At 57.1% G+C, this 21,738-nt stretch carries 23 protein-coding genes and 1 pseudogene; 8 read left to right on the top strand and 16 right to left on the bottom strand.

Annotated elements, in window-relative coordinates; translation table 11 throughout:
* Nucleotides 1-74: 74 nt before the first annotated feature.
* From BSK43_RS01615 to BSK43_RS01590, 7 genes are all read right to left on the bottom strand, one after another.
* Nucleotides 75-350 (bottom strand): hypothetical protein, encoded by a 276-nt coding sequence (locus BSK43_RS01615; RefSeq protein WP_068391535.1) that lies wholly within the window; start codon nucleotides 348-350, stop codon nucleotides 75-77.
* Nucleotides 351-447: 97 nt separating this feature from the next.
* On the bottom strand, nucleotides 448-828 hold the full coding sequence (locus BSK43_RS01610; RefSeq protein ID WP_077472900.1) for a DUF6481 family protein: 381 nt from the start codon (nucleotides 826-828) through the stop codon (nucleotides 448-450).
* A gap of 31 nt (nucleotides 829-859) precedes the next feature.
* Entirely contained in the window at nucleotides 860-1,084 is a 225-nt protein-coding gene (locus tag BSK43_RS01605; RefSeq protein WP_068391540.1) for a hypothetical protein, read from the bottom strand.
* A 122-nt stretch (nucleotides 1,085-1,206) separates the two neighbouring features.
* The gene (locus BSK43_RS01600; RefSeq protein WP_068391543.1) at nucleotides 1,207-1,416 is read right to left on the bottom strand and encodes a cold-shock protein; all 210 of its coding nucleotides are present in this window, start codon (nucleotides 1,414-1,416) and stop codon (nucleotides 1,207-1,209) included.
* A 356-nt stretch (nucleotides 1,417-1,772) separates the two neighbouring features.
* Entirely contained in the window at nucleotides 1,773-2,156 is a 384-nt protein-coding gene (locus tag BSK43_RS35525) for a hypothetical protein (RefSeq protein ID WP_244509905.1), read from the bottom strand.
* A 171-nt stretch (nucleotides 2,157-2,327) separates the two neighbouring features.
* Nucleotides 2,328-2,453 (bottom strand): hypothetical protein, encoded by a 126-nt coding sequence (locus BSK43_RS35945; protein WP_275507236.1) that lies wholly within the window; start codon nucleotides 2,451-2,453, stop codon nucleotides 2,328-2,330.
* Between the two features lie 132 nt (nucleotides 2,454-2,585).
* Nucleotides 2,586-5,753 carry a type II toxin-antitoxin system ParD family antitoxin gene (locus BSK43_RS01590; RefSeq protein ID WP_068391546.1) on the bottom strand — a complete coding sequence of 1,056 codons (3,168 nt, stop codon included), beginning with the start codon at nucleotides 5,751-5,753 and terminating at the stop codon, nucleotides 2,586-2,588.
* 271 nt (nucleotides 5,754-6,024) lie between these two features.
* Here BSK43_RS01590 and BSK43_RS01585 point away from each other — a divergent pair, with 271 nt between their 5' ends.
* Nucleotides 6,025-6,393, top strand: a complete 369-nt coding sequence (locus BSK43_RS01585) for a response regulator (RefSeq protein WP_068391549.1) — start codon at nucleotides 6,025-6,027, stop codon at nucleotides 6,391-6,393.
* A 321-nt stretch (nucleotides 6,394-6,714) separates the two neighbouring features.
* Here BSK43_RS01585 and BSK43_RS01580 read toward each other — a convergent pair whose 3' ends face one another.
* From BSK43_RS01580 to BSK43_RS01560, 5 genes are all read right to left on the bottom strand, one after another.
* The gene (locus BSK43_RS01580) at nucleotides 6,715-6,990 is read right to left on the bottom strand and encodes a hypothetical protein (protein WP_068391552.1); all 276 of its coding nucleotides are present in this window, start codon (nucleotides 6,988-6,990) and stop codon (nucleotides 6,715-6,717) included.
* Between the two features lie 10 nt (nucleotides 6,991-7,000).
* Nucleotides 7,001-7,300 carry a DUF982 domain-containing protein gene (locus BSK43_RS01575; RefSeq protein WP_068391555.1) on the bottom strand — a complete coding sequence of 100 codons (300 nt, stop codon included), beginning with the start codon at nucleotides 7,298-7,300 and terminating at the stop codon, nucleotides 7,001-7,003.
* Between the two features lie 78 nt (nucleotides 7,301-7,378).
* The gene (locus tag BSK43_RS01570; RefSeq protein ID WP_068391558.1) at nucleotides 7,379-7,852 is read right to left on the bottom strand and encodes an Hsp20 family protein; all 474 of its coding nucleotides are present in this window, start codon (nucleotides 7,850-7,852) and stop codon (nucleotides 7,379-7,381) included.
* A gap of 247 nt (nucleotides 7,853-8,099) precedes the next feature.
* Complete coding sequence (locus BSK43_RS01565; protein ID WP_068391561.1) at nucleotides 8,100-8,390, bottom strand: hypothetical protein; 291 nt, start codon at nucleotides 8,388-8,390, stop codon at nucleotides 8,100-8,102.
* A gap of 92 nt (nucleotides 8,391-8,482) precedes the next feature.
* The gene (locus BSK43_RS01560) at nucleotides 8,483-8,755 is read right to left on the bottom strand and encodes an usg protein (RefSeq protein WP_068391563.1); all 273 of its coding nucleotides are present in this window, start codon (nucleotides 8,753-8,755) and stop codon (nucleotides 8,483-8,485) included.
* 275 nt (nucleotides 8,756-9,030) lie between these two features.
* Between BSK43_RS01560 and groES the strand changes: the two genes are divergently transcribed.
* From groES to BSK43_RS01530, 5 genes are all read left to right on the top strand, one after another.
* A complete protein-coding gene (groES, locus tag BSK43_RS01555; RefSeq protein ID WP_068391602.1) occupies nucleotides 9,031-9,345 on the top strand; it encodes a co-chaperone GroES in 315 nt (104 codons plus the stop codon).
* A gap of 52 nt (nucleotides 9,346-9,397) precedes the next feature.
* Nucleotides 9,398-11,026, top strand: a complete 1,629-nt coding sequence (gene groL / locus BSK43_RS01550; protein ID WP_068391566.1) for a chaperonin GroEL — start codon at nucleotides 9,398-9,400, stop codon at nucleotides 11,024-11,026.
* A 945-nt stretch (nucleotides 11,027-11,971) separates the two neighbouring features.
* Nucleotides 11,972-13,186, top strand: a complete 1,215-nt coding sequence (locus tag BSK43_RS01540; RefSeq protein WP_246662471.1) for an ABC-three component system protein — start codon at nucleotides 11,972-11,974, stop codon at nucleotides 13,184-13,186.
* Complete coding sequence (locus tag BSK43_RS01535) at nucleotides 13,174-13,662, top strand: ABC-three component system middle component 2 (RefSeq protein WP_068391577.1); 489 nt, start codon at nucleotides 13,174-13,176, stop codon at nucleotides 13,660-13,662. Before BSK43_RS01540 ends, BSK43_RS01535 begins: the two co-directional genes overlap by 13 nt.
* Nucleotides 13,662-15,509 (top strand): AAA family ATPase, encoded by a 1,848-nt coding sequence (locus BSK43_RS01530; RefSeq protein WP_047636071.1) that lies wholly within the window; start codon nucleotides 13,662-13,664, stop codon nucleotides 15,507-15,509. Before BSK43_RS01535 ends, BSK43_RS01530 begins: the two co-directional genes overlap by 1 nt.
* Before the next feature lie 125 nt (nucleotides 15,510-15,634).
* Here BSK43_RS01530 and BSK43_RS01525 read toward each other — a convergent pair whose 3' ends face one another.
* From BSK43_RS01525 to BSK43_RS01515, 3 genes are all read right to left on the bottom strand, one after another.
* The gene (locus tag BSK43_RS01525; protein ID WP_077472899.1) at nucleotides 15,635-16,162 is read right to left on the bottom strand and encodes a GNAT family N-acetyltransferase; all 528 of its coding nucleotides are present in this window, start codon (nucleotides 16,160-16,162) and stop codon (nucleotides 15,635-15,637) included.
* A complete protein-coding gene (locus BSK43_RS01520; protein WP_015633362.1) occupies nucleotides 16,159-16,437 on the bottom strand; it encodes a DUF1778 domain-containing protein in 279 nt (92 codons plus the stop codon). Before BSK43_RS01520 ends, BSK43_RS01525 begins: the two co-directional genes overlap by 4 nt.
* Nucleotides 16,438-16,530: 93 nt before the next feature.
* The gene (locus tag BSK43_RS01515) at nucleotides 16,531-17,409 is read right to left on the bottom strand and encodes a hypothetical protein (protein ID WP_244509909.1); all 879 of its coding nucleotides are present in this window, start codon (nucleotides 17,407-17,409) and stop codon (nucleotides 16,531-16,533) included.
* Nucleotides 17,410-17,712: 303 nt separating this feature from the next.
* Here BSK43_RS01515 and BSK43_RS01510 point away from each other — a divergent pair, with 303 nt between their 5' ends.
* Nucleotides 17,713-18,819, top strand: a complete 1,107-nt coding sequence (locus tag BSK43_RS01510; protein ID WP_052227964.1) for a DUF4062 domain-containing protein — start codon at nucleotides 17,713-17,715, stop codon at nucleotides 18,817-18,819.
* Nucleotides 18,820-19,123: 304 nt separating this feature from the next.
* Here the strand turns inward: BSK43_RS01510 and BSK43_RS01505 are convergent.
* Nucleotides 19,124-20,258, bottom strand: a pseudogene (locus BSK43_RS01505) (RHE_PE00001 family protein).
* A 510-nt stretch (nucleotides 20,259-20,768) separates the two neighbouring features.
* Between BSK43_RS01505 and BSK43_RS01500 the strand changes: the two are divergent.
* Nucleotides 20,769-21,686, top strand: a complete 918-nt coding sequence (locus tag BSK43_RS01500; protein ID WP_047636069.1) for a recombinase family protein — start codon at nucleotides 20,769-20,771, stop codon at nucleotides 21,684-21,686.
* The last annotated feature ends 52 nt before the right edge of the window (nucleotides 21,687-21,738 follow it).

The raw sequence follows: 21,738 nt of genomic DNA, 5'->3' as shown, positions 1-21,738 counted from the left end.
TCCCAAACCATCAAAAAGTTTGAGCGAGGCGCGCCTGAGATGCAGACGAGCGCTTCGATCAGCGTCTACTGCTGTCAGGCACCGTCGTAGGTAAAAGACGTCAACAGTGTCGTCACGAAAATGCTGGCCCGTTCCTTGACCAGCATTTCCGTCCATTCGCTGGTGCCGCGAAGCCTCAAGTCGGTCTGGATGCTGTCGACAGCCGCTTCTTCGATCCGCTTGATATGGGCGCTGAAGGCCTCTTCGCCAGCGCCATGGTACATGTCACGAATGACCATGCGCAGGATTTCCTGGATCGCTATCTGCCAGGCGGTATTGATTGCCTGCAGCTCGTTCGTGTCCGGTGCCATCAAAGGCTCCCAAGGAATGAGTAAGTTCGAGCGCGACTTTATATCACGCCCTAATCTGTTCCACGGCCGCATCTCCGAGAAGATGGGCACTTGGATTTTAAGCCTGCCGGGCTTTGCGGGCAGCGTAGCGCCTGTCGCGTTCAGCCTTGCGGGCGGCCTCGTCTTCGATGACGCGCGATATCCGGGCATTTTCCGCCGACCGTCGCGCCTCGATCTCGGCTGTCGCTGCTGCCGCGATGGCTGCCTGCTCTTGGGCAGCAAGAGTGTCAAGGCGGGTACGCTCCTCGACTTTCAGTCGTTCCCGTTCCGCACGGCGCGCTTCTCGGGCTTCAACAAGTGAGATGCGTTCCGCCTGTCTTGCGGCTTGGGATGGCTCTGCCGCGGTCTTTGCTGCGCGGTAGGCTGTGAGAAGAGCTGCCTTTGCGTCCGCAGCAGCGGAGCGTCGGTCGGTGAGTTCGTTGTCTCTGGCGTGTTTCAAATTTTTATCCTGATGTGGGTATTCGGGATGATCAGCTGGCCTTGGATCGTTTGGCGAGCAGCGCCGATGTTGCGGAGATCCGGTCGGCTTGCTCCTTGGCCAGCCGCGCTTCGCGCAGCCTGACAGTTTTGGCATCACGTGCCTGGGCCACGGATTGGAGCTCTTCCGCCGCATTGTTCTTGGCAAAGAACTCAGTCTGGAGATTGCCGAAAGCCGCCTCGGCCTGCCGGCGGGATTTACTGTATGTCTCTGTCATGAATTTCCTCGATGTTGGCCATGAGGCCAAAACGAAAAAGGCCAGGCGTAATGCCTGGCCCCACACTGATAATCGCTCCCGGCAGTGCCAGTACATCCGTGGTCAAAGGGAAGCGGATATCCTTAGGCAGCCTGAAGATTGGTGGCCGACATCTTGCCCGACTTCATGTCGCGCTCGAGTTCAAAGCCGATTTTCTGGCCTTCGATGAGTTCGCGCATTCCGGCGCGCTCAACGGCAGAAATGTGAACGAAGGCGTCAGCGCCGCCGTTGTCAGGCTGGATAAAACCGAAGCCCTTGGTGGAATTGAACCATTTTACTGTGCCAGTGGTCATGATGAACCCTTTCAAAGCATAGAGTGAGGAATTGCGGAGCGGATGCCACGCAGGTAAAAACCGACTATTTTTGAAAGAGAAGTTCGCTTAGAGCACGGTGCCAATCGCGCGGTGAACAAAGCTCGGCAAGCAAAAGATCGATGTCGTATCAATAGGGGAACAAACGCGCCGCGTCAACGATTAGTTTTGAAATACTTTTACTTACATTCTTTAGTTGCATTCATTCTGGCACAACCAAGCATGCTGACAACGGACGAGCTTGTCGGATTGCATGCCGACAAGCGCTGAGACCCGTTCCGAGGCTGCACCACAATACCCGCATTCATCTTTCCTGCACGTTTGGCAAGTCCGACAAATCAAATTGCCCCGGGAACAAAACTTTGCGCATCGAGATTGATCATCACGGCAACCGACAGCGCGGCGACCGTAGCGATCATGAACGCCCCGATGAAGGTAATCGTCGCTTTGATTGCGCTGATCTCCAGATCTCGCGTGAACCAGCGGATCTGCGCCTGTGCGTACCACACCAAGGCGACTGCGACAGCGATAACGCCGGGCAGAATTCCCATTTCCAGTGGCATGCTGAAGAAATCAATGCCGAGCAGAAAGGGGAACGCGAAGGGTGCTGCCACATAGCACTGGCTGAAGAACGGCGGTCGAAGCGTGTCTCGGGTAATTCCGACCTGCTTCCATCGAAGCAACGTGACCGACATCGAAAGCGGGTAGACGCCAAAGATCACCCCTCTTGCGATGAGAAGGTTTGATCCGGACCCGAGCTGCCTGGCAGCCTCGGCGGGATCAAAGACTGATGGAAGCAATCCGGACAGGCCCTGGGAAAGCAGAAGCGTGATCAGCAGGAACAGTGGCGGGCTCAGAGTATCTTCGTACTTGTCTTCCGGCCTGTCGGCGAGTTAGGTATCGGCGTAGCGCATCATGTTGAGTGGCCTTGAGACCGAGCGCCACATGGTTATCGGATAAAACAGCAGCCAGGACACCAGCTCGTTGAGCAGTTCTTCGAGCGACTTCGGCATTTTCATGAAGTCCAATTCATCGCCCCGTGGTTTTCATCCGCGCATTACTTTTACTACCAGTATGGGCGGCCAACGTCACGGCGCCGCAAGCAAGTCCCACCACAAGGTCGTTTTCAGGCTCGGGAGCGCTCGCTGCACCTATACTTCTTCCGCTTCGCCGGCGCCGCTGCGTGCCGGGTTTCCTTCTGCAAACCGATATGCCCCGGTACTGGCTAGGGCATCAGCGAGTTTCGCGGCGTTGTAGGGTTTCGCCAACACGATTGCACCTGCCTCACGACGGACCGCAGACGGGTCCCCGGTGGCGAATATGATCGTCGTTGACGGGTTAAGAGCCCTGGCCTCAGCCGCCAGCTCTAATCCTGATGCGCCCGGGAGATTGAGGTCGGTCATGAGGATATCGACTGGCATCGTCTGCAGCGCCGCCTTGGCTTCCTCCGCGCTTCCCGCTTCCACGACAATCAGTCCGGCATCCTGCAGCATCTCGGCGGTATTGATGCGGATGAGCACATCGTCCTCGACCAGCAATACCGTCACGCGTCCGACTTTTTCCGCAGTCGCCGCCGCTGCGCTCTCGGCGGACATCACCGGCGTGTTCAGCTTTGGCAGTGCTTCTGGTGGGAGGATCGTTGACTTTGGATTTTCGCGCTGAGCTTGATTGGCCAGAACATGCCGGAATTTTCGAGCCAGCGCCTCACGGGTATAGGGCTTCGACAACAGCTCGACCCCTGCATCCAGCCTGCCTCCGTGAACGATCGAGTTCTCGGTGTAGCCAGACGTAAACAGCACGGCGATGTTCGGCAGCCGTTCTTTCGCCTTGCGGGCAAGTTCGGGGCTCTTCAGCGTACCTGGCATCACGACGTCGGTGAACAGGATATCGATCGGAATGCCGCTGTCGATCACCGTCAGCGCGCTCGATGCATCGACCGCCTTCAGCGTGCGATATCCAAGGTCGCTCAGCATCGCAATGACGGTTTCGCGGACTTGCGCGTCATCCTCTACGACGAGAACAGTTTCCGTGCCCCCGACGATCGGCCCATTGTCGACGGTAACCTCGATATCTTCCGCTTCCATTGCGCGCGGCAGATAGAGCTTGATCGTCGTGCCGTGGCCGACTTCCGAGTAAATTTTCACATGGCCGCCCGACTGTTTGACAAAGCCGTAAACCATTGACAGCCCAAGACCGGAGCCCTTGCCTTCCGCCTTCGTGGAAAAGAATGGCTCAAACACCTTATCGATGATCTCCGGCGTCATGCCGGAACCGGTATCGGTCACCGCCATCATCACGTATTGACCGGAGGTGACCTCGTCATGTGTGCGCGCATAGGTATCGTCGAGATGCGCGTTTGACAGCTCGATGGTGAGCTTGCCTCGCCCTTCCATGGCATCGCGTGCGTTGATCGCGAGGTTAAGGAGAGCATTTTCGATCTGTGTAGGATCGATGAAGGTATTCCAAAGTCCTCCTCCAACAACCGTCTCGACCTCGATGGCTTCACCGATCGCGCGGCGGATCATGTCATCCATGTCACGGACGAAACGGCTGATATTGACAACTTTGGGTTCGAGTGCTTGGCGTCGCCCGAAGGCAAGCAGTTGGCTGGCGAGTTTTGAACCTCGCGAGACGCCGGCCATGGCGTTCGCGATTTTAGCCTCGGCGCGTTGGTTCCCGGCGACCTCCTTCGATAGGAGTTGCAGATTGCCGCTGACCACCTGGAGTAGGTTGTTAAAGTCATGCGCGACGCCGCCGGTCAGTTTCCCGACTGTTTCCATCTTTTGAGCTTGCGCCAGCTTCACTTCCGCCTGGCGGCGCTCGGCGATTTCGGAGATCACCCGCGCCTCAAGATTTTCATTCAGCTGCTTGAGCTGCTCTTCGGCCCGCTCCCGGTGACGAACCTGGCGCGCAAGCGCTTCCGCTTGATCGCGCAACGCCGCCTCGGCTGCACGCTGGTGCGTAATGTCAGTATGCACGCCCACCCATTCGACGATATCGCCCTTGGAACTGATGATCGGCAATGCGCGGATAGCGAACTGGCGCCAGGCGCCATCGTGTCGGCGGACGCGGTGCTCATGCAGATACATGGATTTGGCTTCGACAGCCGCGTTCCAGGTCGCGACTGAGGCATCCATGTCATCCGGATGCACGGCTAGCGCCCAACCGAAACCTTGATATTGATCGAACGTCTGACCGGTGAGTGCTGCCCAGCCCGGCTGCTCGCCGACCATTCTGCCATCCGCGCTGTTCGTCCAGAGAACGCCATGCACCGCGTTCATAGCCGTGCGAAAGCGGCTATTGCTCATTTCGAGCTCGGCTTCGCGCACAGCACGATCTTCGATATCTATGCCAAGGATGTAGACGCCCGGGACTGATCCGTCCGCTTCGACATGCGGTACGTAACGAATTTCGAGACGACGCGGCGCGCCGCCCTTCACCGGCATGTCGGCCTCGCCTGTCACGACTTCACCAGCCAATGCGCGATCAATGTCAGGCCGCCGGTTTTCGTATGGCCCCTGACCAATTACTGCGGCGATGTGTTTACCGATCATGTCATCCGCCTTCATCCCGAACCACGCCTCGTAGGCATGATTTGCGAAGCGATAAACATGCTGACGGTCGACATATGATATCAGCATCGGCACAGCATCGGTCACGCGGCGGAGTTGGCCTTCGCTGTCATTGACCCGCTTTTCCATCGCGACGCGGTCGCTGTTGTCGACGACCGTGCACATCACGCCGCCGATTTTACCGTCGGCCTCATAAACAGGCGTGTAGAAGAGATCGAAGATAAATTCCTCGGACCGCCCATCTCGGATGAGCATCATGCTTTGATCGTGATAGGAACGCAGCTCGCCGCGAAGGCCGGCCTCGATCATTTCGCGGTTCCAGTCCCAGATTTCTGACCAGACTTCCGCGACATTGCTGCCGAGAGCATCAGGATGTTTTTCTCCCGCGATCCTGGCGTAGGTGTCGTTGTACACCATTACATGGCCGGGTCCCCACATCAGCACTTTCGCAACCGGCGAATTGACGATGTTGGCAACCGTGGTGCGGAGCTCGACGGACCAGCCGCTCGTTGGCCCAAGCGCAGTCTTCGACCAGTCCTTTTCGCGGATGATCTTTCCGCATGCCCCGCCTCCGATTGGCCATGCTGCTGTAAGTGGTGCCGCAGGTTTGGCACCGTCGCGAAGCAAGCGCAGCCCTGATCGAACGACCTCACTGGCATTGCCGTAGTCACCTGACGACAGGCATTCGGAAATGAACCCCTCAAGCTCCGGGGTCAGCGAGAAATTGCGTGTGAGACGTTTGGCCATGACTGGCTCGTCTCATGGAACTTTGCGTGTGTCAATGTGTGGCACGCTGCACTATTTCAATAGCGCTTTATCTGTTCAAAAACTGCTCGCTCGACCGGCGCCGGTACATCGTTAAAAAGACGTGAGCCATAGGGCGCTGATGAAAGTGACGCTACCGATCGTAACTGTGATGGTCGCCACTGGATTTTCCAGGATAGAGGCATAGCTATGTCAAATGACATAACAGCTCGCGCTATATCTCGGGAGCATCCTCTAAAGAAGCGAGCAGCAAATGCCCACGGAGCCTGTAGTCGTGCTCGTTGTCGAGGACGAGCCCCTTCTTCGGTTGTCGATCTCCGCAGAGTTGGAGGATGAGGGGTTTGTTGTGTTGGAGGCAGGCTCCGCCGACGATGCGATAAGAATCATTGAACAACATCCTGAAGTTTCGCTCGTATTCACAGACGTGGATATGCCGGGCATGATGGACGGCATTCGGCTCGCCGGCTTCGTTCGAGACCGCTGGCCGCCGATAAAGATCATCGTGACATCCGGTCACCGCTTCCCGGGAGCAGAGACGCTTCCAAAAGGCTCGCCCTTTATGCCCAAGCCCTATATATCCGATGAAGTGGTAACGATGATCCGCACGATGTTGGCAGTCTGAACGCATCTGGGTGCCACTGTTTTCAGCCGGTCGGCGCCGAAGACATTGCCAGAAGTGACATCGCTCGATAAGGCCCAACGGAGCGTCAAAGTTCGGGAGCAAGGTTCCCCGTGGACCCGTAGGCCCAGTGAGGACTACCTGCTCTCGTGGAGCCAGCTTTCGGCACGCCACGGACGAGATAGCCTGTCGACGACAAATCGGCGAAACGTCTCCGGACCAAAGCGGTCATTTGACTCGGATGCACCCTCGATTGCCGGATTTGAGACTGTCTCGGCTTACATCGAGAGCACCCAAACGATGGGTTGCTCCCCAGCATTCCGCTCAATAATGAGATCGGCGATCAAGTTCTTTTAACGCCGCTTGCACCTCGTCGATCGAAACCGGACTGGGCGTTCCCGGCAGCTGCCGCAGGGACGGTTGCGAATCCACCGCGTAAAGGTCGGATGCCCAGGCCGCTAGGATTGCCCGGCGATCATCGATCGAAAGGGATGCCGCGCGCACGACATCGATCGGCCGGCAAAGCTGATGGGTTGGAATCAGAACCGCTGGTCCCATGGCCATTGCGTCGTTGGCAGCCCGTTGAAGTTCGCTGTGCATGGCCACCTCCTCACCTGATATGCGGATCCCGATCCCGCCTCAGGCGCGAAGCGGCAATGGCACTCGTTTCCGGCGCTAGCAAATCGTGTTTCTCGGCAAATGCCGCAAACAGCCCACGGGCCGTCTCGGCCTCGATCTCGCCACGCAGCGCCGCGCCGCAGGCTTTCAAGGCGACGGCGTGGGCATGGTCCCTCAACCTCGCTGGCCATTCGCAAAGATGACGATACGCATCCGTTGCGCTTCGTACCTCGGCCGGAAAGCCCAGACCGACAAGGATGGTGACTGGTTCTCTAAACATATCGGGTTTCATCGCTGTCTCCTTCCCAACCCGGAATGCTGACGGGCGCCACGGGAATGGCGCCCCTGACTCACTGGATGAACTTAACGATCAAGCCGCCTTCTGTGCTTCAATCTGAGCCGGAGCGGCCGACGTTAAGGCAGGCGTGCTCTGGATGGAAATCTTCCGCGGCTTCAGGGCTTCCGGGATTTCACGAACAAGCTCGATGGACAGGAGACCCTTGCTCAAATCCGCGCCGTCCACCCGCACATGGTCGGCAAGCTCGAACCGGTGCTCGAACGGGCGTCCGGCGATGCCGCGATGCAGATAGCCCTCAGTATTGGCCTCCTGCTTTTTGCCGGTGACAGTTAGCAGGTTGGACTGGAAGGTGATATCGAGATCATCCCGTTCAAACCCTGCGACCGCAATCGAGATCCGGTAGCTGTCGTCGCCCGTTTTGATGATGTCATAGGGCGGCCAATCGCTGATCGAGCGGGCGCGCTGGGCGTTTTCGAGAAGATTGAAGACGCGATCGAAGCCAACGCTCGAACGGTATAGCGGTGCATAGTCGTAAGATGTTGCCATAGCCATATCCTCCTTGAAGCAACATGGGTACAGAAGCGCCGAAAGACGGTGCTTCCAGCGAGGCCAGCTCTGTCTTCAGCAGCTGGCGGCAAACGATTTGGTTTTCGAGAATTTCGGTTTCAAGATCCGTGGCGCGAAAAAATTCGTCCCCCGTTAGATCAGATGATTTTCAACTTCATCCGCTCGCATCATTGCCGGCGAAATGCATTTCCTTATCCACGCGCTGACAAGTCCGCCTCATCGCCCCTCAATGGACGGATCGACTTATAACCCGATGGGGATAGGCAGCCTTGAACTGAGCCATCATGGCGCTCGCCTGCTGCAGCACACGTTCGGTCTTTTCGGGATTGTCGCGAGCAAGTTCGTCTGCATTGACCCGCATGGCTTCTGCCATGCTGGCGGACATCATTGCGAACTTGCCTTCTCCGTAAACCAGCGCTTCTTTTGAGGCGGTCTCAAGCCACCTGGCAAAATCGACGATGATCTCTTCGCGTTCATCGATGCCAACATTCTTGATGATGCTGATATTCGCTTCCATGCAGGTGTCACTCCATACACAATCGACGCACACCGAGTTCCACGTCTCGGGCGGTCGATGAGCTGGGAAGCGGAAAAATCAAATTCAAGAGCTTAGTGAAGCTTGAACTCGCCCTCGACCCGGCGCCATTCGTTCGGACCGATCAGCCGCTGGTGGCTGTAGCGGACGGAGTGGAGAGGCCCGTCTAGCTTCGCCTGCCAGAAGTCCAGGAACCTGTGCATCTCCGGAAAATCAGGTGCGAGATCGTAGTCCTGCCAGACGTAGGTCTGCAGGACCGATTCAAAATCGGGAATGCGGTAGAGGATATGCGCCGTGGTCAGTCCATAGCCATTGAGCTGACGCTCGAAATCCGACGAGAATTGCATGCTTCATCTCCGTTTCATGACATTGCGAAGGTGACGTAAAATTTTGCAGTGATCAATGGTTTTCTGAATTCGCAGAGCTGTTTATTGTTCCTTTTCAGCACGTTAGCAGCCATATGGATCGAGTGCTAATTTTTCCTATTCACCCTCTTGAAATCGAAAAATCTCGAAAATAAATTTTGCCTGCGAACGCTCGGATGAGGTTCGCACCCGTCCGGATTGGTCACCCGGTCCGGTAGGGGATTTTGCGTCATCTTTTTTGTCCAATGGAGGAAAACATGTCGTTCCGACCGCTTCATGATCGCATTCTTGTTCGCCGGGTCGAATCCGAAGAAAAGACCAAGGGTGGGATCATTATCCCCGACACTGCCAAGGAAAAGCCGCAGGAAGGCGAAGTTGTCGCCGTCGGGCCTGGTGCGCGCAACGAGGCTGGCCAGACCCAGGCGCTCGACGTCAAGGCTGGCGACCGCATTCTGTTCGGCAAATGGTCCGGCACCGAAATCAAGATCAACGGCGAAGACCTGCTGATCATGAAGGAAAGCGACGTCTTGGGCGTTATCGAAGCTCAGGCCGAGCAGAAGCGGGCAGCGTAATCACGCATTACCGCCCATCAGTCAAAAAGCTGCCTATTGAAGGAGTGAACAAATGGCTGCGAAAGAAGTCAAATTCAACACCGATGCACGCGAACGCATGTTGCGTGGTGTCGATATCCTTGCCAACGCCGTGAAGGTCACGCTTGGCCCAAAAGGCCGCAACGTTGTCATCGACAAGTCCTACGGCGCGCCGCGCATTACCAAGGACGGTGTTTCAGTCGCCAAGGAAATCGAACTGGAAGACAAGTTCGAGAACATGGGCGCCCAGATGCTGCGCGAAGTGGCATCGAAGACCAACGATCTTGCCGGCGACGGTACCACCACCGCAACTGTTCTCGCCCAGGCGATCGTCAAGGAAGGGGCCAAGGCGGTTGCTTCCGGCATGAACCCGATGGACTTGAAGCGCGGTATCGATCTTGCCGTCGACGCGGTCGTGAAGGAACTGAAGACCAACGCTCGCAAGATTACAAGCAATGCCGAAATTGCTCAGGTGGGCACAGTGTCTGCCAATGGCGACGAGGAGATCGGCAAGTATCTCGCCGAAGCAATGGAAAAGGTCGGCAACGAAGGCGTAATCACCGTCGAGGAAGCCAAGACCGCCGACACCGAGCTCGAAGTCGTCGAAGGCATGCAGTTCGACCGCGGCTATCTCAGCCCCTACTTTGTAACCAATCAGGACAAGATGCGCGTCGAGTTCGAGGACCCCTATATCCTCATCCACGAGAAGAAACTGTCGAACCTTCAGGCGATGCTTCCGGTTCTGGAAGCCGTGGTCCAGTCGGGTAAGCCGCTTCTGATCATCGCAGAGGATGTCGAAGGCGAAGCGCTCGCAACGCTCGTCGTCAACAAGCTCCGGGGCGGCCTGAAGATTGCTGCCGTCAAGGCGCCGGGCTTCGGCGACCGCCGCAAGGCAATGCTCGAAGACATCGCCATCCTCACGGGTGGAACGGTCATCTCCGACGACGTCGGCATCAAGCTCGAGAACGTGACCCTCAACATGCTCGGTCGTGCCAAGAAGGTGGCGATCGAGAAGGAAAACACCACCATCATCGATGGCATTGGTTCCAAGGGCGAGATTGACGGACGCGTCGCTCAAATACGGGCGCAGATCGAGGAGACGACGTCCGACTACGATCGCGAGAAGCTGCAGGAGCGCCTTGCGAAGCTCGCTGGCGGCGTTGCCGTCATCCGCGTTGGTGGCTCGACGGAAGTCGAGGTCAAGGAAAAGAAGGATCGCGTGGACGATGCCTTGCATGCAACCCGCGCGGCCGTGGAAGAAGGTATCCTGCCGGGCGGCGGCGTGGCCCTGTTGCGTGCCGTGAAGGCACTCGACAATCTCGCAACCGCCAACCAGGACCAGAAGGTCGGCATCGAGATCGTGCGCCGCGCGATCGAGGCACCGGTGCGCCAGATCGCCGAAAATGCTGGCGCCGAAGGCTCCGTCATCGTCGGCAAGCTCCGCGAGGAGACCGACTTCTCTTTCGGCTGGAACGCCCAGACCGGCGAGTATGGCGATCTCTACGCGCAAGGCGTCATCGATCCGGCCAAGGTTGTGCGTACGGCACTCCAGGATGCGGCATCTGTCGCTGGCCTGCTCGTGACCACTGAAGCAATGATCGCTGAAAAGCCCAAGAAGGATGCCGCTCCGGCGATCCCGGCCGGCGCTGGCATGGACTTCTAAGCTGAGATATGGCCCGCCGCCTCTGCGCGGTGGGCATCTTGGAACTACGAGAATGGCAGTTCCTATTTCGAGAGAAGATGCGCGCCTATGTGCCGCCGTTGTTAAGGAAGTCGCGTCTGCGAAGGGCATCGACCGTGACCCAGCAGCAATTGGGAAGCTGACGACCACCGTAGCAAGGCTCTTCAACAGAGGATTGCGTGAACGGGATAAACTAGTTTCGGCGGCTATGGACGAAGACAAAGCCCTCTGAATACACTTCCAGGCCGGCAGTTTCCCTGCCGGCCTGGTTTATTGGTTTTGAATGCCATTGGGCAGTCTGGAACTTTCCGTCTTCACGCGATGCTTTTCGTCACTCGCCTTTTAGGCCGCCATGCTCGCCAGAACCGCCGATGTCAGATATCGACCGGAGTTTTTGCTCTTAGCCGCCTACGATTTCGAAGTCTCGGTTGGCAGGAACCTGCTCGGACGCGGTACCATCACCAACTGGACCTTTCCCTTGCCTCCATAACGACCGCCGCGTTGACGCCAAACGAAATTACTAGTCCGAGGTTGTTATCGTAACCCGTTCAGAAGTCAGGATCGGGATTTAACATCGGGTAACGCGCCCCAGCGATCATCGCGACTGCAATCGTAAATATCACGGCTTGCCGAGTGCTGAGCGTCCAGCAGACGATGGTGACAGTAGCGAGATAAAGGGTCGCTATGGAATGCTGTTGCTGATAGGTGCCGACGTCAAGCAGCAAGGCAATGCGCGCTTTTCTAGATTTTCTGAGATCCTCGCACTCAGATCTAAGCTCTTGAAAGGATACGAACCTACAGCCCCTCAATTATCTTGACCGCGAAAAGGCGATATTTGCTGTTTTCCAGCGGCTTGCAGACTCCAGTCCTCGTCTGTGGTCATCCGCCATCGCGCGGCCACGCTTGGCTGACTTCCGGCGGCGGAAATTGGTTGAAAATAGCGATACTCTCCCGCCGCATGATATACTTTCGATTGCATATGTCCTTGCTACTGGTAAGACTTACACCTTATCCAAGCTACCATCTTGCTTCGAGAACAAGGCTGAAATGCAGGCAACTCTGATGTCGTTACAGAATGCGGTGAAAGACCTGCCATCAGCAAGAATCATTCTGGCAAGCGATTTCGAGAACGGGCCAAAAATCGACCCTCTCAAGATCATCCAGATTTATGAAGCCAGCGAATGGGAAACGTTCATTGACGAATGGGTCCATTCGCTCAAAACCACGTATGTCAGCGTTATGCGACCGACCGGTGCGGGAGATAAAGGCATCGATATTGCTGGGTTCTGTGACGCCGACCAGCTGCTCGGTGTCTGGGACAATCACCAGTGCAAGCACTACACGTCACCCTTGAGTTTCGGCGTAGTCGCGCCTGAAATCGGGAAGATGCTCTGGTACTCTTTCTCACAAGAATACAAAGCTCCAAGGGCATGTCGGTTCATCGCGCCGAAAGGCGCTTCGACATCGTTGTCGCTCTTGCTCTCGAATGCGGACAAACTGAAAGCGAGGGTGATTGCGGAGTGGGACAAAACCATCTCCGGAAAAATCACCTCGACCGGGCCCGTCACCCTGGAGGGAAAATTCCTCGACTACGTCGGGGATTTCGATTTTCGGATCTTTTCGGCCGAGCAGCCCCGAACGATCATCGAAGCCCATTCTAGAACGCCCTATCACATCGGCCGCTTCGGTGGCGGATTGCCCTCCCGTCCGAGGCCCGACGCTGTCCCTGTCGAGATCGGAGAGACGGAGGCGACCTATACAAGCAAGTTGCTCGATGCCTATGCAGAGCACAAAGGCGAGACAATCGTTGCGGTCTCGCATCTCGATAAATGGGCAAGTTTGAAATCCCATTTTCATCGATCTCGTGAGGCCTTTTATCATGCGGAGTCCCTGCGGGTCTTCGTGCGCGAGAAAGTGGAGCCTGGTACGTTTGAGGGGTTGCAAAACGAGATACTGGACGGGGTGCTGGACACTCACGACGGAGAACACGCGGACGGATATGCGCGCGTCGTCGCCGTAACCGAGAAAGCGCAGTCCTTAGTTCTTGACGCTCATCCTCTGAACAGAAGCGCTTTTCCCACCGACCGCCGGGGAATTTGTCATCAGCTTGCGAACGATGGGAAGCTGACATGGCGCCGTTAAAGCCTACGGTCTCGGCTTTCAACGGGTCGCTCGAAACGGGCGTGAGGGCCGTCTTCGTTCTGCATGCGCATTTCCCCCGGGCGGTAGATCTGAACCGGCTGACCGCCATGGATTATCTTGTCGTGCGAACGAGTGTCCTCGACGGACCAGCGGACCTGCATCCCCCGACGCCGATCATGTCACCCGTCACGCAGGTCCGAAGAAAGTCTGTTCAATCTGCCGTGGCGCTGATGATGTCCCGAGGGCTAGTCGAGCAGGTTATCGATGAAAGCGGGATCCTGTTCCAGGCTGGAGACAATGCGGAGTTTTTTGTCACCGCGCTTCAAACGCCATATCTCCGACAATTGTACGAGCGCGCCGAATGGCTCGCAGGTTACTTCCAGAACTGCGATGATGAAGCTTTTGACGATCTGATGCGCAATCTTCTCACCAACTGGGTCTCTGAATTTCAAGACGAAGCATCCGGACCGACATAATGACATATTCAGGCTTCCAGATCCGTCACCTTTGCTTTCACGGCTCGGGAAAAGAACCGGCGGTCGTTTCGTTTCAGTCCGGCCTTAATGTCGTCTATGGGGCTTCCGACACAGGGAAGTCCTATATTGTCGAAGCGATAGATTTTATGCTCGGCGGCAAGGCCCCTCTTCCCGATATCCCGCAGGCGAACGGCTATGATCGCGTACTGCTCGCGATTGCTTTCGACGACGGATCGGAAACGACGTTGCTTCGAAGCATGGCCGGTGGACAGTTCCAGGCCTTCGAGGGTCTGCATACGTCGATCCCGGATGCTGAGGGGACTCCCCTTGGTGAAATTCACAACGAGCGCGATGAAACGAACCTCTCGTCGTTTCTTCTTTCCAAGATCGGCCTTTCAAACAAGCGGATCAAAAAGAATGCTAAGGATGAAACGCAGGCGCTGAGCTTCCGAAACATTGCGCGGCTGGCGATCGTCAACGAGGAGGAGATCATCCAGAAGCGTTCGCCCCTGTCCGATGGGAACTATACGGCGAATACGGCAAATACGTCCGTCTTCACGATGTTGTTGACCGGCGTTGATGACACAGCGCTCCTGTCACGCAAAAGCACGTCCGCCGAAGACCAGAAGCGACTGGCCCAAATCGATCTTCTCGATCAGCTGATCGCGGATGCTCAAAAACGTATCACGACAATATCCGGCTCACGCGACGAACTGTCTGATCAGGAGGAGCGGCTTACGAGAGCGATGGACAATCGCGCCGAACAGCTCGCCTTCACCGAGGAAAAATTCAAGGCGATCTCCTCCAGAAGGCGGGCCATCATCCAAAAGCTCGAGATTACCAACGATCGATACACGGAAATTGCCACTCTGCTTGACCGCTTCAATCTTCTACGGGAGCACTACATTTCGGACTATGAGCGCCTCTTAGGTATCCGCGAGGCGGGTAGCTTTTTTTCGGTTCTCCAACAGGAGGTCTGCCCCACATGCGGTGCTTCGCCCGACCATCACGATCCCAGTGCGGTCTGCCACGGCGATGTAGCGGTGACCGTCGCAGCAGCCGAGGCGGAGATGCAAAAAATCGAATCGCGGCAATCCGAGCTGACGACTACAATTGCCGCGTTGAACGCGGAGGCGCAATCAATTCGGAAATCGCTTCCCCATATGAGGAATTCACTGAGCGAACTCTCAATTGAGATCGAGACCGTTGTATCACCTGACCTTAGAAGACAACGCGCAACATACAAGGAGCTCGCGGACAAGGGCGCGAACGTACGCGAAGCGCTCGGTCTATTTAGCAATCTGAATGATCTCACAACTCGCAAGGCCAACCTGGAACGGCAGAACGAAGGGGGGACAGGCGATGCCACGTCCAACAATCGCCTGACAAATACCGTGGCGGCCCCGTTCGCGGAACGTGTTGAAAGCGTGCTCCGGCAATGGGGTTTCCCTGCGGTCGAGCATGTGCACTTCGACACAACCGCCAAAGATCTTGTGGTGTCCGGGAAAGCGAGAACGTCCTACGGAAAAGGGCTCAGGGCCATTACGCAGTCGGCGTTCACGATTTCTCTTATGCAATATTGCGCCGACAATGATCTGCCTCACCCCGGGATCGTTGTGCTTGACTCTCCTCTGCTATCTTACCGCGAGCCCGACGGTGCAGAGGATGATCTCAGCGACACTAATCTAAATGGGAACTTTTACAGATACCTTCTCGGCCTCGACAGGGACCGACAAGCCATCATCGTTGAGAACATGGATCCGCCGTCCGATGTCGAACTCGGCAATCGGGTCATTCATTTCTCCGGAATGGCTGACGAAGGCCGCTTCGGCCTTTTTCCTCTCTAGCCGGGCCGCCGCAGGCGCCGGCTCGCCATATGGTCATTGGTGGTACAGCTTATCCTCAAGATGATCATCACGATGCGATAGTTCGTAATGCGGCGAAATCAATCGTGTTCCCGCGCCTTAAGGGATCATAGGAGACCTTTGGCACGCAAGTCGGCCGCGAAGGAGATAAGCGGCATTACGAGAGTTAGCGGCTTGTCCTTCAAAGGTTCGGCACCATAGGAAGCGTACCAGTTGGCGGCTCGCTCGCTTTTGGCATCGATGATCAGTAGAAGTCCCCCGCCCTCACCTGCAAGTCGCAGGCAGCGGAGCGCTGCGGCGGCTAGGAGCCGGCCTCCCAGTCCCTGGCCGGCAACCGTGCGGTCGGTAGCCAGTCGAGCAAGCCTGAAGCCCGGCACATCATGGCGGGCAAGACCGCGTGTCATTGCATCAGGCACAGTCGCATGATCGACTGCCGAAGGCGCGATTATATAGAACCCAAGAATACGGCCGGGCACTGCGTCGTCGATAGCACAGAAGGTCTTCGAGGCATTCTGTTCATGGCTTTGTCGGGCAAAGCGGAGCAGGAACTCGTTCATCTGGGCGTCGCCGCAATCGAAGACTGCCCGACCGTGAGACTTAGCGATCGGTTCCTCATGCCATGCAGGTAAAGTCATAGGCTGCCAGGCAAACCGGCAATCGCCGCGCGCAGCTTGGCGTTAGGTTTAGGCGGATTTTCCAGAAGCTCAAGAATGCGAAGATGATCGCGCTTCGACACTTTTATCGTCTCGGCTTCCTCGATCACAGCCTCTGCTTCTCGCAGGGCGGATTGCGTCACGAAATCCGTCAGATCGGTATTACGAAGCGCCGCAGCGCGCACAAGTTTAGCCTTGGCCGTGGCAGGCACCCTCAAACTCATACGCTCACTGTTCTCGTTTGCTATGCTGGGCACGTCAGCCTCCATCTTTTGACGGAATATAGGCTAAAGTCTTCTCGTTGTCAATCATGTGCGCCTTCAAGGCGTACAGGTCACTCGCGCGCATTTCTATATGTCCTTCGCTTGCCTCAGGGCGTGAAGAACATTGGGATCACTGGTCAGTTGTTCAGCGATTTGCAGACCATCGCGAACGCCTTCAGGAGAAACCGGGGTCCGATTTCGACAATTGATGCCCAGTACGGACGCAAAGTCTGCAGATAGTCCAAGCCTTGGATGCGACCAATTGATCGCTTCGCCAAGCGTAATCCAGTCCAAATCTAGTCGATCGAAAATCGCCAGATCGACGTAGAAATTTGCACCCGCAATCCCGCCTGCCTTTCCCGACGACTCGGCGACATAGGCCTTGGTGAAGGCAAAGTTCGCCTGGAGTTGTGGGATGATGTCAAAGGTAGGTCGCACTGATGCCGCTTCACGAACGGCCTGCTCCGAGTTGATCCGACCCTCCTCCAATCGGGCGAGTATGGATCGTAACTGGCTAGCCGAGGCATCCATGCCCGCCCGCCTCCCGCGCATGCGAAATCCGCAAGCCAACACCATGCGGGCGCCAGGATGTCCAGCGGCGGTTTCGAAGTCTTTGATTTCGCTGAACAGGCCCCAGGAGCGTACCAGGAAATCGTACGTTACCGAAGGCGATCTCAGCGAAAGATCGCGGTAGGCGACCGCTCCATCGTTCATGACCAGCGTCGGAAAATGGCGCGCACTGTGGCTTGCGACGATTTTATGAAAACCGCGGAGCCGCCGCAACGCCTCCTTTGATTTGGCGTGAAGCGGATTGAAATCCGCAGCTGCAATCATGCCACCATAACCCAGCAGATCAATCCAACATGCGATGGAGACTTGGAACGGATATGACGCACTTTTACCGACGAGCGGTTGCGCGATTGGTCCGGCTACCATGGATTCCATATCGACCTGTTTCCATGTCACTTTTGGCCGCTCTCCTTCAGGACTGATCGATCATCGTGTGCTGTTTCGATGGCCCGAACATGCAGGATTCTGTCATAGCCAGATACATTTTTTTCAGAGCGAGCGCCGTATCGGGGCTGATAAACATGGGACTTCGATATATTTCCTGAAGATACCCGCCGACTCGCTCCAGTTCGGTTCGGACCAGCGCACCGGGGAAGCTGTGGAGTACTGCGTGCCGCGTAGCCACCTTTACCTGCAGTCATGGACCTTTTCGACGGACACAACTAATGTTTTACCCCGTTGGCCTCAGAGGAACCAAACGTGCACGACAAGCGGTATCAGGTCTTCATCAGTTCGACATTTCAGGATCTCCGCGAAGAGCGCCGCGCGGTACAGGATGTAATCATAAGCATGGGGGACTTTCCTGTGCAAATGGAGTCCTTTCCAGCCGCCGACGAAGATCAGTTCGAGTTTATCAAGTCCCTGATCGACAAGTGTGACTACTACGTCCTTATCATCGCGGGACGTTACGGCAGCCCGGCCGAAGACGGCATCAGCTATACCCACAAAGAGTTTCGATATGCCGTGGAGAAAGGTGTCCCTGTTCTGGTGATGCTTCACGGAGAACCGGGAAAGATCCCGGCCGAGAAGCTCGAGCCAGCTGATGCGGGACGGCAATTTCTGAAAGATTTCATCAAGGAGGCTGAGCACAAGCGCCTGCGGAAGACTTGGACGACACTCGGCGATCTTAAGTTGGCTGTTCGTGAGGCCCTAGATCACGCGAAGGCGACCAAGCCGCGTGTAGGCTGGATTCGAGGAGACGCTGTCGCAAGTATCGACACGCTTGAGGAATTGAATGAGGTCCGCAAAGAAAATGAAAAATTCCGTGTTGCGCTGGGAAATCTCAGCGTAGAGATACCGCTTCCCAAGTTACCGAACGCCGATGAGCTAATTACTCTGACGCTACTTCCGTTGACCTCGAGCAATGACAAGAAGCGCGGGAGCTCCGCCAAAATCCAGGGGTCCTGGATATCCTTCTTTCCCTTATTCTTCTCCAATCTCGACGTCTCCACGAACGACTGGAATGGGGAGTATTATTTCAACATCGATCACGACGACTCATGCATAATGATCGCGTCGGCAATCGCGGGAGAGTTGGCGACAGTCGACACGACTGGCTGCTTCAAAATCTCGCGGAGCACACTTGAACGTTTGATCTCCTATTACACAGAGGCCGGACTGATGATCGCCAATGGTAACGAGGGAACCACTCCCTTCACGGAGACGGCACAGCGCCTGGCACGACGTCACCATGTCGTCGGAAGCGCATCGCCGTTCGCGATCATTGAGGGCGAAGTTACCGTCACGACGATCGGATCCACGGGCGGAAACTTTTCGAGAGATCTGGACGACGATATCCCGTTCTAGCGCCGATTCCTACGATCAACCTTGGGCGGACGGCATTCTGTATTCGCAGTGATGCGGCAGGACATAACAGAGAAATTAGGTCGTGGCCGGATCAGCTTCGACGTCGCAGCGAAAGTTGGCCAATATGTAATCAAGGTTTCGGAGGCTGGTCAGGATTTCCGCCTTCCCTCCCTTTCATAGAGGAAAGAGGACTGCCCGAGAAGCCTTGCGAAGCCTCGGTGAACGACCATCTCGGCTGAAATATTGGGATTGAACCCTGCGAGCCTGGGACGCGGATCCGCGGAGGACGCAGCTTTTTCAGCGCTCAGAGTATCCCCCACGCCCGAAACCTCCCCCGCCCGGTCATCTCGCGCAGGCCAAGCTCCGAGACGATCCGCCGCGCCGCCTGCGGCGTGACCTCGAGCGTTTTCGCCACCATCCCGGCTGAAACAAGCGGCTTTGCCATGACGAGCTCCACCAGTTCCGGCAATCTCGATGACGTCCGTCGCCCTTCCAGTTTCCGCTCGAACAATTTTCGCGCGAGCGTCAGCCGATCGTGCTCTTTCAGGCCAATCTCGGCGGCCGCCAAAAGACCGTGGGCAATGGCGAGCAGTCGGGTTTCCCGGTCGCGGTGGCGGCGCCGATTGACGGGAATGGTTTTGAGGCCGAGATTGATGGCGGCGAGATGCGCGCCGGTCGTGACGTCGGCCTGGCGAAGGATCGAGGCCGCAAACAGCCGGCCGAGCCATGGTGCGTGCTGAAGGACCGAAATCTCGTTCCAGGCATCGAGGCGACGATCGCCTGCAGCACTGTTGGCATATCTTGAGCCTGCCGCAGCACGCCGCGCCATTCGTCGAGCCGGGCATCCTCGTCCCAGTCGAGATCATAGATCATCGGATCTTTGTCTTGGCCACCGGCGCGGCCGGGACGCGTCGCGTTTTCGATCGCCGCCTCCGATCGGGCGAGCACTGCATCGATGGCGGCAAGATCAACACCGGGAACATTTTCGACGTCTTCGACATCCTCCCCCTCCGGATACTTCACCGCGGCCGCGGCGGAATGACGCCGGCCGCTTCCATCGCCTCGGCGCCGGTCGCAGTGATGTCCGACGTTTGTCGCAGAATTCTGATACCCTCTGGCGATAACGCCCAATCTGGCGACTGCGCAACAATGCGCCGGCGGGTGCGCAGCACGTCGCGGGCAATGGTGAGTTCGTGGGTTGGGGTGCGGATATCGCGGGTGGCATCGTGGAGGACGAGGTCTTCGAGATGGACGAGCTCGCCGTCGATCCACAGCGAGGCGCAGGCGTCGGCGAAATTCTGGCGTTCGAGGAAGCCGGCGCCGACCGGTGAACGGGCGATGCGCTCGTCGAGACGGGTAAGCGCGACACCGGCGTCGAAAGCCGGCGGCATCAGGGCTGTCATGCTGATTCTCGCGAGATCGTAAGCCATTGAAATCATGGTAAATGATTTGCTAAAGGAACTCTAGTACAATATTACTGTTCCTCACATGGTATGATTGTTAGGTGCGGCTCTAACCATCGATAAGTACCCCTTATCGATGGTAGATTGATTTCGCGGCGCAAATCAGATGTCGGTCGGCCTGAATGAGCGGAAACGCTTGGTTTTCCGGCCTTTCAGGCAGCTTTCGGCGAGGATCGGCGGAATAGCGGTGGATACAAGAGCCTCGGCGAGGGGCACTCTTCTCTCAGGCCAGCGCGGATTTCTCTGCAATCCCTCCCTCGGTCAGCGCTTCTTACCCCTCCCCTCCCCCGAACGCCCTAGTTTCCGGCATTTCCGCCAAGGATGGCCGCCAGGGTGCGTTTCACGCCGATTGCTGCCGGATGCCCGTTCGACATTGGATTTCGTGTCTGGCGGGGCTGCATTTGCCCGATAAAACACGCTTGCAACTGTTCATTTTCTCACGCATTCATTATCTGTACAGAGCACCGGAAAATTGGGCGAGAAACCATGGCAAAACGGCAAGCCGCCAAACCGTCGCCGGCCACCAGACGTCTTATCGGTTATGCACGCGTCTCCACCGACGATCAGGTCCATGACGCACAGATGGACGAGTTGCGCGCGGCCGGCTGCGAGCGGATATTTCAGGAGCACGGATCCGGCGCATCACGGGCCCGGCCGGTTCTGACCAGACTGCTCGGCGAGCTCGCCGCTGGCGACGTGCTCGTCGTCGTCCGGCTGGATCGCCTCGCTCGTTCGGTCAGTCATCTCTTGCAAGTGATCGAGGATCTTGAAGAGCGCGGCGTCCATTTCCGATCGATCCGCGATCCGATCGACACGTCCACACCGCAGGGCATGTTCTCCCTCCAGGTTCTCGGCGCCGTCGCACAGCTTGAACGGGCGCTGATCGCCGAACGGACCAAGGCAGGTATCAAGGCCGCGAAAGCACGTGGCAAGTTGCCGGGCAACCCCGGACTGCGAGAGCGGCGGCCAGAGGCAATCAAGGCGGTGTCGAAGGCACGAGAAAAACTCTATCTCGACGAGCTGATCTCGTCCGCGCAGACCTGGCTGCCGATGGTGCGACAGCTCCGCCCGCAACATAGCTGGGACAACGTTGTACGGGTTCTCAATCGCCGCGGCCATGACTGGACGGTGGAACGCCTGCGCCGCGCGGTTCATCGGATGGTTCGCGAAAAGCTCGCGGACCCCGAATTGTTGGCCCGCTCTCCCCGTCGGCCGGTCGACGATCACCAGATGAAGCTCGTTGCGGCAATCGCTATCGCGGATCCGAGCTTGTCACTGCGCGACATTGCCGGACAGTTGGATCAGATGGGAGAGCGTCCGGTTCGCGGCGGCCGGAAATGGCAGCCCTCGTCAGTAAAAGCGCTCATGGACGAGGCATTTCGCTTCGGGCTTCTTCGGGACTGACGGATCCTTGATGGTGCTACGTCACCGCGTTGGGCTCCGCAACGCCGCACGA

Source organism: Rhizobium sp. P44RR-XXIV, from assembly GCF_001999485.2.
GTDB lineage: Bacteria > Pseudomonadota > Alphaproteobacteria > Rhizobiales > Rhizobiaceae > Rhizobium.
This window is presented reverse-complemented; position numbering and strand designations above follow the sequence as displayed.

Excerpts from the sequence above, each read along its gene's own strand:
- BSK43_RS01615 (WP_068391535.1), bottom strand. The coding sequence starts at position 350 with ATGGCACCGGACACGAACGAGCTGCAGGCAATCAATACCGCCTGGCAG.
- BSK43_RS01605 (WP_068391540.1), bottom strand. The coding sequence starts at position 1,084 with ATGACAGAGACATACAGTAAATCCCGCCGGCAGGCCGAGGCGGCTTTC.
- BSK43_RS01600 (WP_068391543.1), bottom strand. The coding sequence starts at position 1,416 with ATGACCACTGGCACAGTAAAATGGTTCAATTCCACCAAGGGCTTCGGT.
- BSK43_RS35945 (WP_275507236.1), bottom strand. The coding sequence starts at position 2,453 with ATGAAAATGCCGAAGTCGCTCGAAGAACTGCTCAACGAGCTGGTGTCC.
- BSK43_RS01590 (WP_068391546.1), bottom strand. The coding sequence starts at position 5,753 with ATGGCCAAACGTCTCACACGCAATTTCTCGCTGACCCCGGAGCTTGAG.
- BSK43_RS01585 (WP_068391549.1), top strand. The coding sequence starts at position 6,025 with ATGCCCACGGAGCCTGTAGTCGTGCTCGTTGTCGAGGACGAGCCCCTT.
- BSK43_RS01580 (WP_068391552.1), bottom strand. The coding sequence starts at position 6,990 with ATGCACAGCGAACTTCAACGGGCTGCCAACGACGCAATGGCCATGGGA.
- BSK43_RS01575 (WP_068391555.1), bottom strand. The coding sequence starts at position 7,300 with ATGAAACCCGATATGTTTAGAGAACCAGTCACCATCCTTGTCGGTCTG.
- BSK43_RS01570 (WP_068391558.1), bottom strand. The coding sequence starts at position 7,852 with ATGGCAACATCTTACGACTATGCACCGCTATACCGTTCGAGCGTTGGC.
- BSK43_RS01565 (WP_068391561.1), bottom strand. The coding sequence starts at position 8,390 with ATGGAAGCGAATATCAGCATCATCAAGAATGTTGGCATCGATGAACGC.
- BSK43_RS01560 (WP_068391563.1), bottom strand. The coding sequence starts at position 8,755 with ATGCAATTCTCGTCGGATTTCGAGCGTCAGCTCAATGGCTATGGACTG.
- groES (WP_068391602.1), top strand. The coding sequence starts at position 9,031 with ATGTCGTTCCGACCGCTTCATGATCGCATTCTTGTTCGCCGGGTCGAA.
- groL (WP_068391566.1), top strand. The coding sequence starts at position 9,398 with ATGGCTGCGAAAGAAGTCAAATTCAACACCGATGCACGCGAACGCATG.
- BSK43_RS01535 (WP_068391577.1), top strand. The coding sequence starts at position 13,174 with ATGGCGCCGTTAAAGCCTACGGTCTCGGCTTTCAACGGGTCGCTCGAA.
- BSK43_RS01530 (WP_047636071.1), top strand. The coding sequence starts at position 13,662 with ATGACATATTCAGGCTTCCAGATCCGTCACCTTTGCTTTCACGGCTCG.
- BSK43_RS01525 (WP_077472899.1), bottom strand. The coding sequence starts at position 16,162 with ATGACTTTACCTGCATGGCATGAGGAACCGATCGCTAAGTCTCACGGT.
- BSK43_RS01500 (WP_047636069.1), top strand. The coding sequence starts at position 20,769 with ATGGCAAAACGGCAAGCCGCCAAACCGTCGCCGGCCACCAGACGTCTT.